Genomic DNA, 15,644 nt, shown 5'->3' on the forward strand with positions numbered 1-15,644 from the left:
GCGGAATGTCTCCCCTATCCTCTGGTAGTAAATAACCCGGTTCGAGCATTGCCATAGCCAGGGCTAAGGGGATGCTGATAGGTCATATCGCCGTTCGGATCCTCAACCAGAAGATCGACGGAATAATTAATGAATTTGAGTGACTGCTCAACAAGCTGCTGATTCAACTGATTGACCTTCTGCAATTGATCCAAAGAGATGCTCAGGGAGGCATGAAGCTCTGTCAGCCGCTTCTTATCTTGCGGCGACGTTACGGTCCGAATCATCTCGCTGATCTTGCCTCCCTTGTACCGCAGGATGCCGAGACTGGTGAAATATTGACCGGACAAGCGCATGCGCTGCTGCTCCAGCTCCTCCGCCGTCTTCAGAAGCTTCCGTTCCTTCTGGATGACCTCGTTCAACGCGTCGACTTGATTACGAACGAGATAAGGGGTTTTCTCTTTGGCCAGGGCAAGCAATTGTTCATAGACATCCGCTTGCTGCTCCAGCGTTGCGATAATCGATTCGACATCCACGAAAACTCACCTATTCTTGATTATTTTTTTTTAGATAGGGCAGCAGCTTCTCCGCGATCTTGCCCGATTCCACATGATAGGTTCCCGATCTAACGGAATCTTTGAGCTCATCGATACGCTTGGTCCGTTCCGGATCGTTAGCGCGGCTGGTTGAAAGCATTTCTTGCGCTTCGGCGGAGATTTGAACCTCATCCTTTTTCCGTTTTCGGCTTAAGCCTTCGGTCTGTGGATCATTCTGTTTCTGATACGGATTCACGGCACCGATTCGCTGTGATTGATTGATTTTCACGTTAACCCCTCCAAACAATTCAAAAAAACCGATTCGCTGATACAACTATTATCGGCAGTTTGAACTTATTGTTTATAGTCAATAGCTGTCAATTAAAAAAGCCCGAGGAAGCGGTATCGCAAGAATTCGCTTCTTCAGGCTGCTTATTTAGGATGCATATGCGCTAACTCCGGTCCATGATACGGTATACCGAAGCGGCGGACGCAGGCGCTTTCGTCGTTTCTTTCGTTTCCTTTACCGGCGGGTTCGGTCTAACTTTATCCACTTCTTGAAGCAGCTTCGCCCTGCAGCTTTCGCATTTGTTATGCTCGCGAATCAAGTTGCCGCACATTTCGCAAGGGTACATCAAGTTTGGCGCACCGATTAATGAAATCCGGCCTTCTTTGATAAATTTCGTAATCTGCTTGATGCTGACGTCCGTGGCATCTGCCAAATCCGTTATTGTTGCGCCTTTATTCTTGCGAAGATAATCCGAACAAAGCGTATACTCTTGATCGATCGCTTTGATGCATGCCGGACAAACATCCCGGAAGTTCTTCGCGAATAGTTTTCCGCAACGCGGACAGTTATCAAGATCCATTGTTCATGAGCTCCCTTCCAGGTGGCCGTATGTGACTCCATATTAACTCATTGCTTGATAAAATACATCCTTTTTTTACACGGTTCCAACTAAATATCCGGTTAAATAGAACAGTCTGAATCGTAGTTATATGTCCAACGTTACATATCGGACATGAAGGACGGTGCATGCAAGATACGCGTCGAAACGCAAGCGGAAAATGGAACGAACTCGTCACGAACGAGCCACCGTTAGGCAGTAGATTTCGACGGTCATGGCGGGCGCCGCTTTCTTCATGGCGATCAACAACGCCTCTGCGCAAGCGTTGGCTGTGCTTCCGGTCGTGTAGATATCGTCTATGAGCAGCAGCCGGCAGCCGGCAGGGTCGGCCGCGGCCGACCCTCGTTCCCGCAGTTGCTGCAGCCGGGACGTCATGAAGGAAACGTCGGCGGCGAACAGATGCCGCGTATCCCGCATTCTGGCGCCCCGCGTCTTGTTGCTTTGCTTGCCGGAATGCCGCACTCGCCGCAGAACATCCCAGAGCGGGAGATTTTCGGCGGCGGCTAGATGGGCGGCTAACCGTTCCGCCTGATTAAAGCCGCGTTCAAGGAGCCGGAGTTCGCTGACGGGAACGGGAACCATTGCATCGAAGCGCAGCGAGGCGGCTCCGGGTCCGTTCCGTGTTAATTGGGCTCGAAGCCCTCGGTACGCAATGTGCAAGATGGCGCCAAGCAATGGCTCGAGCGCTTCATTTCCGCGATATTTGTAAAGTGCCAGCCATTCCCGGATCGTAGCGTCATAGCGTACGGCCGAACGGTTGATCACGAAGCCCGAACGCTGGCGGCGAATACAATCCGGACAATGCTCAGGGCGCCCGCATACCTGGCAATAAACGCGGGAAATCCACGGAATTGCGCGATAACAAGGGCTGCATAAGGCACTGAACTGCCCGGGTTGCTTGGAACCGCGTCGGTTTCCGCAAATAATGCAGTCGCCTGTATGCTTTGCAAGCAGCGCCGTTATAGAGGGAAGCATGCGCCGAAGCGTTCGCAGGATGACATCTGTGACCATCGCTTCACTCACCGGCCTTTCTCTTCTCGAGCAGGTAGCCTTTACGTCTGGCGATCCGATTCATGCCGCGAATTTGGGCGACTGCGGACTGTTGGGCGCGCGTTCGTGTCGAACCGCAAAAGTAGACTTTACCGGCAGGATCATCCTTGGACCTGCCTGCCCTGCCAGCCATTTGGATGAGCGATGCATCGTCGAACAGCTTGCCGTCCGCGTCCAGAATGAATACGTCGCTCTTCGGCACGGTAACGCCGCGTTCGAGAATAGTCGTCGTGACCAACAAACGTAAATCGCGCGCTCGAAATTGAAGCACCTTATTCGCCCGGTCGGGATCCTGAGACGAAGTGCCGCCAATCGTAATCGACGGGAAAGCCGCTCTGAGCATAGCGGCAAGCGGCTCGACATCCCGGATCTGCTGGACGAACACGAACAGTTGCGCTCCGCGAGCGATGGATCGGCGAAGAGCCAGGATAAGGCGATGTGGCAAGTTCCGCTGGACCAGCAGCTTCCGTACGGTCGGAATGCGAAGCATAACCGGGACGGGCAGCGGATGCCGATGAAAGCGAACCGGTACCCGCACATGGGCAAGGCGGCCGAGCGCGGCGGCACGCCTTAGCGCAGCCGGCGGGGTGGCGGACAAGAGAACCTGCATGCCGCTTGGCGTGCGCGCATGCTCCGCGGCAAAATGCAGCATCGGATCGCCATGATAGGGAAACGCATCGATCTCGTCCACGATGACGAGGTCGAATCCTTCGCGGAAGCGAAAGAGCTGGTGCGTCGTGGCGAGGGTAATCGCGCCCTGCTCCCATCGCTGCTCGCTGCCGCCGTACAGCGTGACGACGCTTGCGTCCGGAAACGCTTTGCGGATGCGGGGATCCAGCTCCAACACGACATCCCGCCTCGGCGTGGCGATGAGCGCCCGGCCTCCGCGCGCCAGGCATGCATCGATGAGCGGAAAAATCATTTCGGTCTTGCCGGCGCCAGTGACCGCCCAGAGCAAAAACCTGCGGCGCGCCGGCTTGCAGCCTTCGGAGGCGCCGATGTAGGACAGCGCCGCTTCGGCAGCCGCAGTCTGGGCAGGGCTGAGGCTCCAGCTGGTTAGGTCTGCGGGGGCTGGAGCGTTGGCCGCTCGGGCGGCGCGAGCGCTTGCCGCGAGAGCGGGCAGCGCCGGCGTATGCGCTGCGCGGGCGCTTGCCGCAGGAGCGGGCAGCGCCGACGTATGCGCTGCGCGGGCGCTTGCCGCGGGCGCGGGACTCGCCGGCGTATGCGCTGCGCGGGCGCTTGCCGCGGGCGCGGGACTCGCCGGCGTATGCGCTGCGCGGGCGCTTGCCGCGGGCGCGGGACTCGCCGGCGTATGCGCTGCGCGGGCGCTTGCCGCGGGCACGGGACTCGCCGGCGTATGCGCTGCGCGGGCGCTTGCCGCGGGCACGGGACTCGCCGGCGTATGCGCGGCGCGGGCGCTTGCCGCGGGCGCGGGCGTGCCGAGAATGAGCAGGCCGCACTCCCTGCTGCGGCCCATGGTCAGGCACGCCTCGCAATACGCGCATGCGCGGCCGCACGCGGCGCATGGCGTCCGGCGCATGCGCGCCGTGCCGCTGCCGCAGCGCTGGCAGCGGAGCCGCGGGCGCGGCCTCGCGCCAAGCGCGGCCCGCCACCGCAGCAGCCGAGGCTGCGGCTGCGGGGCGACCGCGCCGCCAAGGCGCAGCCGGCCGAGCAGCGCGGCCAGCTGGAGCGCGGGAGCCCACGCGCTCCAATCCGGCGCGGCGCCGGCCGGCCCGGCCGCGCCCGCGGCCTCGAGCAGGGCGAGCGCTTCGCTGCCGTGCAGCGCTCGTCCCTGCAGCAGCGCGGCGGCGCGGCCAGCGCGCGCCGCCAATGCCCGTGCGGGGCCATCGCCAAGCTCGGCCCCGCGAGGCACATGCTGCGCATGTGCGCCAGGCTGCCGCGGAACCGGCAGCCCCAGGCGGGCGTCGACCGCCCAAACGTCGCCGATCAAGCGCGACAACGTTTGTTCCATCCGCTTCGCGGACATGGCTCCGCCCGGCCAGCGCTCCGCCGCCTGTACGGCATGTCCGAGCGGAAGCGGCGCCGACCACGCGACGATCTGCTCAACCTCCCTGCCTTCGCTCTGTTCCTTGCCCTGCTCCTCACTCTGTTCCTTGCACTGTTCATTGCTCTGCTTCTCGCTCTTTTCCTTGCGCTGTTCCTTTCTCTGCTCCTTGCTCTCTTCCTCGCCCTGTTCCTTGCTCTGTACCTCGCTCAGCCATCGCCCGCCGCCTTGGGCGATTTCTCCACATGCCTCCTCAACTGCCCGACCCGCTTCCTCCCGGAAACGCCGACTCTGCCAATAGGCATAATCAATCTCCGGCGCAATCGACCAGCCCGCCCAAGAACACTCGCGCGTACGAACGGCATAAACCGTTACGTTCATTCTTCTCCCTCCATTCTTCCCGATCCGAATATCCGCCGAACGCAAAAAAGCACACCCCTCGCTGCCTTCGGCAGTGCTACGGGTGTGCTTCACTCGTTTATGCTTGCGTATGCTTCGATTATACATCGTCCCCTTCTCCGCAGGCAATCCCGCCTCCGCAGCGGTTAGCGCGGACGGCAAGAAACCGCCACGATTCACAAGGTTTCTTCGTTTCAACGGCAGAATTATATCATCCAGCGCATGAACGCTCTCGTATCCACCGGTCCTGCCCGAACACACTCTTCCATTCAGCGATTCACAAGGCCGTTCTTCGCTTCCGCAACAGGACTATCTCATCCAACGCATTAACGCTTGCGTATCCGCGAGCCCTGCCCGAACACGCTCTTCCCTGCCGCGATTCTTTCTTCCCGCACTTCACTTCACTTGATCTTCCCTAGAACGGCAGCTTCGACAGATCATCCGGATTGCGCAAGTCGACGAGCACGGCATGCTCCTTCGCGGATACCACGCCTTCGGCCTGCAGCATCCAGAGCAAATGCGTCGGCTCCACCGGCGTGCTGCGCTTGTACGTCTGCGCATTCCCGCCGATCCCGTCCTGATCGCCAATCCGCCATTGCCAGATCGCGCATAACCGTTTCCATTTCAAGGAGCGCCCCGCCTCGAGCCTGAGCTGCCCTTGTTCCCGGTCCTGACCTTGATCTTGCCTCGAGTCCTGGTCCTGCCTTTGACCCCGTTCTTGTCCTTGCCTCGAGCCCTGTCCATAACCTTGTTCTTGTTCTTGGCCCTGTCCTTGATCCGGTCCTTGACCCAAGCCCTGTCCATGTCCTTCCCCTTGCCTCGAGCCCTGGCCCTGACCCAGCCCTTCACCTTGGCCCCGATTCTGCTCATTCTCATGCCCTTGGACCTGCGCGCTTACACGGCCGTTTTCCCCGCTATTGCCGCCCGCATGCACGTGCACATCCATCCCGCGTTTGGCGAAAACCCTCGCAATGTCCAGCGTATCGTCCTCGGAGCCGTTGTCCACTACCGTCACTTTCACGTCCGTGCCCGTCAAATGCGAGAACCGGCGCAGCGAGCGCATGTACCATTCCATCCGCTGGCCTTCATTGCCCGCGATCAGCACGTAATGCTTCACGCTGCGCGACTGCCGGCGTCGAATGGCCGATAATGCGTAGATGACGGCGGCGGCCAAGACGTAACATCCGACGATCCACAATAATGCCGCGATCAAAGGCAGCCACCTCCTTTTGTGAACAGCATATGCCGACCGGCGCCCAGTGGTTACGTCTCTCTCCCGTTCCCCGCTCCTGCCGCAATGAACAAGGGCCCCCGCAGCAATGCGGAAGCCCTTCTGGTGCCATTATGTATGTGATTGCTTAGAGCGTTACCCAGCCGAACTTGATGGAATGGATGACGGCTTGCGTGCGGTCGTCGACTTCCATCTTTTGCAGAATGCTGCTGACGTGGTTCTTGACCGTCTTCTCGCTGATGAACAGGAACTCGCCGATCATCTTGTTGCTCTTGCCCTCCGCCATCAGGCGAAGCACTTCGGCTTCGCGACGCGTCAGGGGATTGTCTTCGCTCGGAATGAACTTGACGCCGGTTTCGCGCGCCGCCGCCGCTCCGGACGTTGCGCCGATCTCGTCGAGGTACGTCATGCGGCGAAGCTGGTTGATCAGCTTGCCCGTTACTTTGGGGTGAATGTACGCATAGCCGTTCACGACGGAACGAATCGCGTTGGCCAACGCCTCCGCTTCCATGTCCTTCAGGAGATAGCCGCTCGCGCCCTTGCGAAGCGTCTCGAACACGTAGCTCTCGTCATCGTGGATCGATAGAATGATAACCTTCACTTCCGGAAAAATATCGCGCAGCCGTTCCGTGGCCACCACGCCGTTCTCGATCGGCATGTTAATGTCCATCAGCACGACTTCCGGCTTGTTCTGATTGCAGAATTCCAGCACTTGAATGCCGTCGTTGCATTCGCCGATGACTTCCAAATCGTCTTCCATATTGAGAATCCGCTTAAGCCCTTCGCGGAATAGCTGATGATCGTCAGCAATCAATACTTTGATTTTGCGTTTGCCGCCAGAAGCTTTGATTTCCATCGTCAATTACTCCTTTCTAGTGTCCGCGTTGATGGGGATATGAATCGTGATCTTGGTTCCTTCATTGATAGCGGATTCGATCTCCATCCTCCCTTCAAGCAGTTCAGCCCGCTCCCGCATGCCGATTAATCCGAAATGATTGCTGTTCTTGACCTTGGACTCCAATTGATTCGTATGGAACCCGGCACCATTGTCTTTCACGACAATTTTCACCATTTGCACCTGATAGGTCATTTCAAGCGCGACATAAGTCGGATTCGCATGTTTGAACGCATTGCCGAACGCTTCCTGTACCATCCGGTAAATCGCGGCTTCCATGGCCGAGGGCAGCCGGATTTCTTTGCCGATCGTATCGAATTTCGTGCGGATTCGGCTTTTTTCTTCATAATCCTGGATATATTTGCGAAGGGTCGGCACCAGGCCCAGATCATCCAATGCCATCGGACGAAGATTGAATATGATTTTGCGAATTTCCTCAATGCCTGAACGCACCTGACTCTTCAAGTCTATTAATTCGTCCTGCACAATTTGAAATTCCTGCTTCATCAGCATCCGTTCCGCAATTTCCGTCCTAAGCACTATATTGGCGAGCGATTGGGCCGGACCGTCGTGAATTTCCCGCGCGATCCGCTTCCGCTCCTCTTCCTGGGCCAAAATGATTTTCAGCCCGATCTGCTGCCGGTTCTTGGCGGACTCGAGAATGCGCGTCACCTGGTTCAAATCCCCCGACAAATATTCCAGCACGACATTGATTTTGGAAGCGATCGATTCCGCACGCTCGATCGACTTCTCGACATTGCGAACGCGCTTCTGCAGCTCGTCGCGGCGCGCCTTGAGATACGTCTCCTTCTCTCGGTACATCATGAGGTCCAATTGAAGCTGCGTCGCCTTCTCGTAAGCGGCCTTGATGTCTTCTTCTTTATATCGGACGAAGTCCCGGCTGACTTCAGTCAGCCGGATTCTCGCCCTCCGGTAGTCCAGCTCGAGCCGGTCGACCTTATCGATGATCTCCCCGGCTTCGGCCAGTACTTGGTTCAATTCTTGGCCAAGCGAAAACATTTCCTTACGCGCGGATTCGCAAATCTCGAAAATCTGGTATTTGCTATCCTCCATGACGGAGACCGCATTCTTGATGACTCGATCGATATCGTCTACGCGATATTCCATGCTTGTCTTTGCCCACTTTCTGCATGTTCTACTAAAACTATCATATCACATAATCAGTCGCGGGCATCCATATCATTCGACGGTAATCGTGCCCAGCTTGCCGTCCCAATTGACGGTTAGGCCTAATTGCTCGGACACGAGGCGAATCGGAACGAGCGTTCGTCCGCTGCGCGTAATCGGCGCCACGTCGGACTGTTTGCGCACCCCGGTAAGCACGAAGTCCTTGCTTCCGAGCGTCATTTCCATCAGCTGTGCGCCGCGAAGCACGGACACGCGCTTGAGCGCGGCATTCCAATCGATCTGCGCGCCCATGGCCTCGGTCACGAAGCGCAGCGGGAGATAGGTCGTCCCGTCCAGCAGCAGCGGCGCCACGTCCAGCGTATACGGCTTGCCGCCGACAACGGCGCTCTTGGAACCGAGCTTCAGATCGATTCGCGTCCGGGCAGGCTCCGGTACAACCGCCGGGTATTGGAACGCGATATTGTCGAACGCCAGCGTGCCCGTCAGCGCGCGCTCGTCCTGGCCGTCCTCCAGCGAGGCGACGTAGAGACGCTTCAGCGTAACGGGCGCCGTCATGCCCTCCGCGGCCAAATTGACTTTCAGCGTCTTCCAGCCGCTCCAGTCCGCTTGCTTGGCAAGCGTGATCAAGTGCGCGGCCCCTTTGCCGTCGATGAACTCCGCGCGAATCCAGTTCAGGCTCTTGTCGCCCATGACGTCGATCGTCATCCCGGACGGGTTTCCGTCCACTTTGCGTCCCGTTCCGTTCAATACGGCATAGGCGGCCTTCGTTCCGCTTCCGTTCGTAAAATCATACTGGAGCTGTACGACGCCGGAACTATTCGCGCCCGGCAGTCCCGATACGAAGGAAGCCGTTCCACCTACACCATTCGTACCTTGGAACGAAATTGGATAGGTCTGCCTTTCGAAATCGTCGAATTTTTTATCGGCGCCTGCGGTCAGCACCGCCATCGTAGAGAAACCGTCATAGCGCGCGATGGCGTATCCGGCTTGCGCGGAAGAGCTTACGGAGCCGATGGTCAGACTGCCGTCCTTCACCGTGCCCGTGAACCCGCGGAATTCCCATTTCACCGCGGAAGCCGGCAGCGTCATCTTGCGGCCGTCCTTCAGCGTGACGCGCACGGGGAGCGCCATCGTCTTGCCCGGCTCGAGCACGAGCGAGCTGGCGTCCACCGACATGGAGGCGATCGCATTGCCGCCGATCACTTCGACCTGGAGCTTGTCGCTGACCGTACCGGATTTGACGGCGATCGTCGTCGTGCCGGCTTTCGTTGCCGTGAAATTGCTGCCCGCGAAGCTGCCGAGCGCCGTGCCGGCCGACCATACCGGCTGCAATTGGCCGGGATCGATCGGATTGTAATACGTATCGTATGCCTTGAGCGAATACGAAGCCTGCTGGCCGATGAACAGAACGCTGCTGCCGCTCGCTTTAATGCCTCTCAGCGAGCCTGCGGGCGCGACCGAGAAGACGCCAAGGCCGTTCGCGACCTGGCGCTGCGTCGTGCCGTATTCCGTCGGGAAGGCCAGCTGCGTTGCCGTCTCCCCGAGCGGACGCGAGATCATCGTCGTGGAGCCGCCGCCATCGAGGTTCATGCCTTTCCACACGCCGAGCTGCACCATGATCTGCTGCAGTTCCGCAAGCGTCGCGCCTTGGCTGTTGTCGCTGTCTTCAACGGTAATGATCAGCGCCTTCGTGCCGTCCTTCGTATACCCCAGCGCCGTGCGCGCGCGGTCCGAGTTCGGGCTGATGCTGCTCGTATTGCGGGAGAATTTCGCCGCCGCGCCGCCCTCGACCAGAATGGTATGGCCGCCGATCAGCATCTGCAGCGCATCCGGCGCGATTGCCTGCCCGGTGGACTGCGCGATCAGATTGTATGCGGCCGTCACCTTCGTTCCGACCTGCAAATGCGCGCGCGCGAATTCGGCCGCCTTGCCGTGCGTCCGCAAAATATAGGCGCCTGCCGGCACGGGGCCGGCAATCATCGTATTGTCGGCGAATTGGGTAACGATGCCGTTCTGCACGAGCACCTCCGTCGGCGTCGTAGAGCTGTCGGTGATGTCCGGCCGCGTCTGGGTCCAAGCGCTTGTATAAATGTGCATGGCATTGGCATGGCTGAAGCCGTCGTTCGGCTCCGTCTTATAGGCGGCCTTGTTGATGCCGGACAACGGGAAGGTCGAACCGTCCGCCGCCGTTACCGTCCCTTCGAAGCCGTACGTATCGATCGTCGGTTTGCGATCGGCCGTCAACGCGAATGCGTACATGCCCGTCAATTGAGACGGGCTCGCCACCAGCTGGCCGCCCGTAACCTCGGCGCCGATCGGCGCGCCTTTGCCGCTTGCCGTATTGAAGTAATCCCCGTTCACGCCCGCCACGGCACCGGACTTGCTCACCATGTTCCCGACCGAGCCGACGCCCGAGACCGAGCCTTCTTTGCCGTTCATCACATCAAGCTTCACGTACGGATTCGTCAAGTCCACTTCGATGACGTGCACGGCCGACGGCGTCGCCCCGGCTTTGCTCGTCCAGCTGTAGTCGACGCGTTTCGCGCCCGACGTGATCATCTCCTGGTTCATAGTGACCAGCTGCTTCACCGCTGCCGCAGCGACGGTATCGGCAGATGCAGCCTCCGTCACCGTCGAAAAGGCAGGCACCGCAACTAGAATCGGCTGTACGAGCAGCGAAGCTCCCAGCGTCCATATAAGCAATCGTCTGCCGCTTCTTCCCGGCACCCGATTCATCTTCTGTCCGTTATCGTTATGCATGTCTCTAGCAACTCTCCCATCTCAAAGTCTAGTGAGTTAGACTATGAAACTGTTGGAAAAGTTACGGACGATAGAAGAGTCCTATCACCATCATTCGACTGATATAAAAAAGCTATCCGAGTCTGTTCGACCGGATAGCTCTGGTTGCGCTATTATTCGATATCGGTGCTAGCTGTCCAGGAAGCCCACGTAGTCAAGCAGCCGCTTCACCATCACGGCCGCTTCCGCCCGCGTCGCATTGTTCTTGCCGCCGAACGTCGACGTCGTCTGGCCATTGATGATGCCCGCTTGAACGGCTTTGGCCACGTCCGTCTGCGCCCAAGTGCCAACCTTGCCCCGGTCGCTGAATTTCTTCAACGTATCGGCAGCCGAGCCTTGCAGCGTCACTTGAATGCCTGCAACGCCGATCGCGCGAACCATCATCGTCGCCATCTCTTCCCTTGTGACCGGATTGTTCGGCTTGAAGGAGCCGTCCGTCATCCCCTGGACGATGCCTGCCGTCGCCGCGGCGCCGATGTAGGCTGCCAGGCTGGTGGACGTGTTCACGTCCTTGAACTTCGCCGCTGCCGCGCGGTCGCCGGTCAGACCGAGCCCTTTCGCGATAAACATCGCGAACTCGCCGCGCGTGATCGCCTTCTTCGGCGCGAACGTCGTCAGCGTACTGCCTTCCACGATGTACTTATTGGCCAGCAATAGAATATCGTTGCGCGCCCAATGGTTGTTCAAGTCGGTAAAGCTCGTCGCGCCTTTCACGACGGCATACACGCTATTGCCTTTGCGCTTGAACGTCACGACCGACTGATTGTTGACCTGCTGCACGGTCGTCGGCACGTACGACAGCTTGCCCGACTGCGGATCCAGCCAGACGACCGCAACCTGCCTGCCATCCAGGTTGGCGGACGTCGTAATCGTCCGCGTCACGTAGCCGTTCAACGTTTCCACCGGCTTCGTCAGACCGTTATTCGTCACGGAGACTTGGAAGCTGACCGGGCTGACGAGCGTCTGCGCCTTCGCGGCGCTCAGCTGCGTATTCAGCGACGACGCCAGCGAGCTCGCATTCGTATCGATGGAAATCACCAGCTGACCGACCGCGCTGCCCGCATTCATCATTTGCGCCAGCTGCGTGAAATTGAGCGCGCTGAGCGGGATCTCGTACGTGATCGCCTTATAAGCCACCACGATGGAAGCATTGGACATAAGCTTCTTTGCATCCTCCAGCGCGCCGAGCGGGAACGCGGCGATCGCCGCATTCTCCGTGTCCGGTATCGTCAGGACGAGACGCGGAGCCGTGCCGCTAACCGAACGTATCGCGTTATAGGCATTCGTCACTTTCTCCGAGGTCAAGGCATATTGCTTGGCCGAAATGCCGGCCGGCGATACGGCGGACGTCGTCGCGGCCTCCGAAATCTTGATGGACAGGCCGCCGCCGGCCGCCGCCTCGTACTCGCTGTTCACGCCATCCGACCAAGTCGTCTGGTTGGCTGCCGCCGTATCCGTAAACGACGCCGGTACTGCGCCCGTTGTCGATCTTGGTCCGTAACCCGAGTTGGTGTAGCTGACTTTGACGGTATCGCCGATGTTGATTGCCGTGGCCAGCGTCAGCACGACCGCCGAACCGCTGATCGCCGTGTTCAATATTGGACGCGATACATTGTTCACTTTCACCGCAAACTGCGAGATTGTCGGCACATAGCCGGTGTTCAGCTCCGCCGAGAAGCTGAGCGTCACATTGGCGCCCTTCGCGATAATGCCGTTCAGGGCCAGCGCCGACGAGCCGCCGGTGCCGGTGTTGACAGCCGTACCGTTGAACGCAAGCGCGGCATTGCCGCCCAAATCCGACAGGGCAGGCGATCCTACGGTGTAAGAAAGCAGCACGGAATCTCCGACGGCGATCGCCGGGGAGACCGTCAGCACCACCTGTGCTCCGCCTACGCTTACGCCCGACACGGAACGGCTTTTGCCGTTCACGCTCAGGGCATAGGCCGTTCTCGGCGGAATAAGCGACGGATTCAGCGCCTCATCGTAACCGAGCGTAATCTGCGCCCCCGATGCCGTAGCCGATTGCAGCGCAGGCGCCTTCGCGTCATAACCGTTCTGAATATAGAACCCGCTGAACGAAGCCAGCGCATTGCCCGCCAGATCCTTAAGCGCGTACGAGGACGAGCTGTAATAGGAAACCGACACGGTTTGGCCGATCGTCGCCGCCTGCCCGCCATAGGTCAGCACGACAAGGTTGCCCGATCCCGAAATGCTTGTAACGGACGAATAAGAACCGTTAATGTTCAACGAAAACTGGGAATACGCATACGTGCTGATCGAGGCCAGCTCTTCGCTGAACGTAAGGATGACCGTATTGCCGTTGATCGACCCGCTTACTTGGTACGGTGCCGTCGTATCCGCAACGTTCGTCACGTTCAAGTTCGAGAAGTTGGCGGCTTCGATCCCGGAGAGGTCTTGGATCGGCGCCGTGCCGGCCGAATAAGAGACTTTCACCGTCTGTCCGGCAGCGACATCGCTTTGAAGCGTCAGCGTGACGTATTGTCCGCTCACCGCAACGGCGCTCACAACCCGCATAGCGCCGTTTACCGTCACGTAGAAGTTGGCCGGCAGCGGCGTTACGTTCTCGTTCAGGTTCTCGTTGAACGTCATTCTGATTTTGTTCGTGCCCACGAGTTCGGCCTTCGAAACCTTCGGCGGGCCGGACGTCGTGCTGGATGTGCGGAAGGTCCACTGGTATTGATTGAGAATGCCGTCAAACGCATTCCCCGCGAGATCGGTTACGACGCCCGCTCCCATTTCGACATAATAATCGGTGCTCGCCGTCAATGTCCCGTTCACGGTAATCAGCAGCTTGCGGTTGTTGGTCGGATCTATCGCGAACGTCGTCGCAATGCTGGCCGTGCTGCCGGAGATTCGTTTCAGTTTGATCGCGGACGTATTGGTACCGAGCATAATCGGCTCGCTGAACGTCGCCTCCAGCTTGGCGCCCTGCAGAGGAACGTTCGTCGCGCCATTCGCCGGCAGCTGCAGCACGAGCGTCGGCTTGTCCGTATCGGAGGTTACCGTGAACCGCCATCCGCTGTCGCCGGTGATCCCGGCATAATAATTCCCGCTTGCGTCGGAGAACGCCTGTCCGCCAATCTCGACATAGTACGTCGTATTGTTGGTGTACGTTTTATTCACGTTCCCTACCTTGATCTTGGTCGTTCCCCCTCCAGTCACGCTGGTGGATGTGACGGGAATGGCTGCGAAGACGGAACCGGATGGATAGGAACGAATCGTGATATTCCCTGTTCCAGGATAGACGGGCTCCGAGAAATTCAGCTCCAATTCCGGCGTCAGCGTCGCCTGCGTCGCGAGCGGCTTACGTTGGTCCGCCACCAGCGTTGGCGGCGTCTGATCGTTGCCGGGATTGGTGCTGAAGCTCCAATACCGCGCGTCGGAAATGCCTTGGTAGAGCAGGCTCGCATCCGTCGCGCCTTTGAAGGCGTTCGCGTCGATCAGCACATAGAACCCCGTATTCGGATCCAACGTGCTTGGCGTAATCGTCACGTCCGTACCGCCTATGGCGTTATTGGCAAGGACGACGCTGCTGCTCGCGACGTTAATCTGCTGCACGCTTGTATTGTCGGCAATTTTGTTGATCCAGATATACCCTGAATTCTTCGCCACTTTGACTGGAAAGCTTAATACGAGCGGCGTTGAGACGCTGACTCCGTACGCATCGTCCTGCGGCGACAGCGTCGGGCTCCCGAGCGGCGGCGCGGAAGTCTTAAACGTCCATGCCGGCGCATTCATGAAAGGATTGCCAGCCGCGTCTTTAAACGCGCCATTCGGAATGCTAACGGTATATTCCGAGCTGCCTTGCAGCGAATTCGGCAGCACGATCGTAATCGTTGACGTCGAACTGCCGCTGACATTCGTCGAATTCACGTTAATCGCTTGCGAATCCCAGGACTGCCTCGGATTCGTATTCGTTACCGTGATCGTTCCGCTTGCCGCGAAGACCGGCTTGTTGAACTTCATCTTTAGTCCCGTGCTTATGCCCACCGTAGCATTATTCGCCGGTTGGAGCGGCGTATTCGTATCCAATACCGGATTCGTCGTATCCACGGACGCGATCGTCGTGAAGCTCCAATCCAGCGCGCTCGTCAACCCGGTGAATACGCTGTTATCGCTCTCGCTTACGAAAGCGCCAGGGTCGATCGTTACATAGTAGCTCGTATTCAGGGCAAAACTGCTCGTTGGCGTAATCGTCACCACATTGCGGTTCGAGCCCGTCCCGATCGCGACTCTGCCGCTATTTGCCGTATCGAAGGATTCGACAAGCTCGTTCGAGATTTGCTTGCGAATCTGGATCGTCGCGCCGCCGGTCCCCTTCTTCACGTTCTGATCGAAGGTAAGCAAGAGGCTCGTATCGGGCCTCACGTTCGTCGCGCTCGCCGAAGGGGATTTGCTTGTCAAGACCGGTCCGGCTGCGTCCGCCTTCACCCGCATCGGTTCGACCGCCAATCCGCCAACAACGAATTGAAGAAGCACGATTGCTGCAATAATAAATGATGACCATTTGCGATTTCGGACCACAATTACCCACTCCCTAATTAAAGACACTCGTATCTTATTTTTCGGCTGGAAGCCGCCGGAAATGAAGACATTCTCTTAAAAATGACCGGCTTTTCGAGCCCTCTTGGCTTGCCGCATGACATGCATGGCAATAAAAAAAGCCGCCCCA

The 15,644-nt window shown here is 58.5% G+C and carries 10 protein-coding genes; all 10 read right to left on the minus strand.

Annotated features, from left to right (window positions below; all coding sequences use genetic code 11):
* Nucleotides 1-14: 14 nt before the first annotated feature.
* The 10 genes from GXP70_RS28250 to GXP70_RS28295 all read right to left on the minus strand — a co-directional run bounded on the left by GXP70_RS28250 (nt 15) and on the right by GXP70_RS28295 (nt 15,496).
* Nucleotides 15-515, minus strand: a complete 501-nt coding sequence (locus tag GXP70_RS28250) for a flagellar protein FlgN (RefSeq protein WP_162360000.1) — start codon at nt 513-515, stop codon at nt 15-17.
* Between the two features lie 10 nt (nt 516-525).
* Nucleotides 526-804 (minus strand): flagellar biosynthesis anti-sigma factor FlgM, encoded by a 279-nt coding sequence (gene flgM / locus GXP70_RS28255; protein ID WP_162360002.1) that lies wholly within the window; start codon nt 802-804, stop codon nt 526-528.
* Nucleotides 805-967: 163 nt separating this feature from the next.
* Nucleotides 968-1,384, minus strand: coding sequence for a TIGR03826 family flagellar region protein (locus GXP70_RS28260; RefSeq protein ID WP_162360004.1), 417 nt, complete (start codon nt 1,382-1,384; stop codon nt 968-970).
* Between the two features lie 213 nt (nt 1,385-1,597).
* A complete protein-coding gene (locus GXP70_RS29990; RefSeq protein ID WP_225442588.1) occupies nt 1,598-1,885 on the minus strand; it encodes a ComF family protein in 288 nt (95 codons plus the stop codon).
* A 553-nt stretch (nt 1,886-2,438) separates the two neighbouring features.
* Nucleotides 2,439-4,859 carry a helicase-related protein gene (locus GXP70_RS28270; protein WP_225442589.1) on the minus strand — a complete coding sequence of 807 codons (2,421 nt, stop codon included), beginning with the start codon at nt 4,857-4,859 and terminating at the stop codon, nt 2,439-2,441.
* A gap of 433 nt (nt 4,860-5,292) precedes the next feature.
* A complete protein-coding gene (locus GXP70_RS28275) occupies nt 5,293-6,090 on the minus strand; it encodes a glycosyltransferase family A protein (protein ID WP_162360007.1) in 798 nt (265 codons plus the stop codon).
* A 145-nt stretch (nt 6,091-6,235) separates the two neighbouring features.
* Nucleotides 6,236-6,964: a response regulator gene (locus GXP70_RS28280; RefSeq protein WP_162360009.1), complete on the minus strand. Its 729-nt coding sequence runs from the start codon at nt 6,962-6,964 to the stop codon at nt 6,236-6,238.
* Between the two features lie 6 nt (nt 6,965-6,970).
* Nucleotides 6,971-8,131 (minus strand): sensor histidine kinase, encoded by a 1,161-nt coding sequence (locus GXP70_RS28285; RefSeq protein WP_162360010.1) that lies wholly within the window; start codon nt 8,129-8,131, stop codon nt 6,971-6,973.
* Nucleotides 8,132-8,203: 72 nt separating this feature from the next.
* Nucleotides 8,204-10,912 (minus strand): stalk domain-containing protein, encoded by a 2,709-nt coding sequence (locus GXP70_RS28290; protein WP_162360012.1) that lies wholly within the window; start codon nt 10,910-10,912, stop codon nt 8,204-8,206.
* Between the two features lie 168 nt (nt 10,913-11,080).
* A complete protein-coding gene (locus GXP70_RS28295; RefSeq protein ID WP_162360013.1) occupies nt 11,081-15,496 on the minus strand; it encodes an Ig-like domain-containing protein in 4,416 nt (1,471 codons plus the stop codon).
* Nucleotides 15,497-15,644 lie beyond the last annotated feature (148 nt).

The sequence above is a fragment of the Paenibacillus lycopersici genome (assembly GCF_010119935.1).
GTDB lineage: Bacteria > Bacillota > Bacilli > Paenibacillales > Paenibacillaceae > Paenibacillus_Z > Paenibacillus_Z lycopersici.

Bases quoted from the DNA above. Each gene is read 5' to 3' on its own strand.
- GXP70_RS28260 (WP_162360004.1), bottom strand. From the start codon at position 1,384: ATGGATCTTGATAACTGTCCGCGTTGCGGAAAACTATTCGCGAAGAAC.
- GXP70_RS28270 (WP_225442589.1), bottom strand. From the start codon at position 4,859: ATGAACGTAACGGTTTATGCCGTTCGTACGCGCGAGTGTTCTTGGGCG.
- GXP70_RS28280 (WP_162360009.1), bottom strand. From the start codon at position 6,964: ATGGAAATCAAAGCTTCTGGCGGCAAACGCAAAATCAAAGTATTGATT.
- GXP70_RS28285 (WP_162360010.1), bottom strand. From the start codon at position 8,131: ATGGAATATCGCGTAGACGATATCGATCGAGTCATCAAGAATGCGGTC.
- GXP70_RS28290 (WP_162360012.1), bottom strand. From the start codon at position 10,912: ATGCATAACGATAACGGACAGAAGATGAATCGGGTGCCGGGAAGAAGC.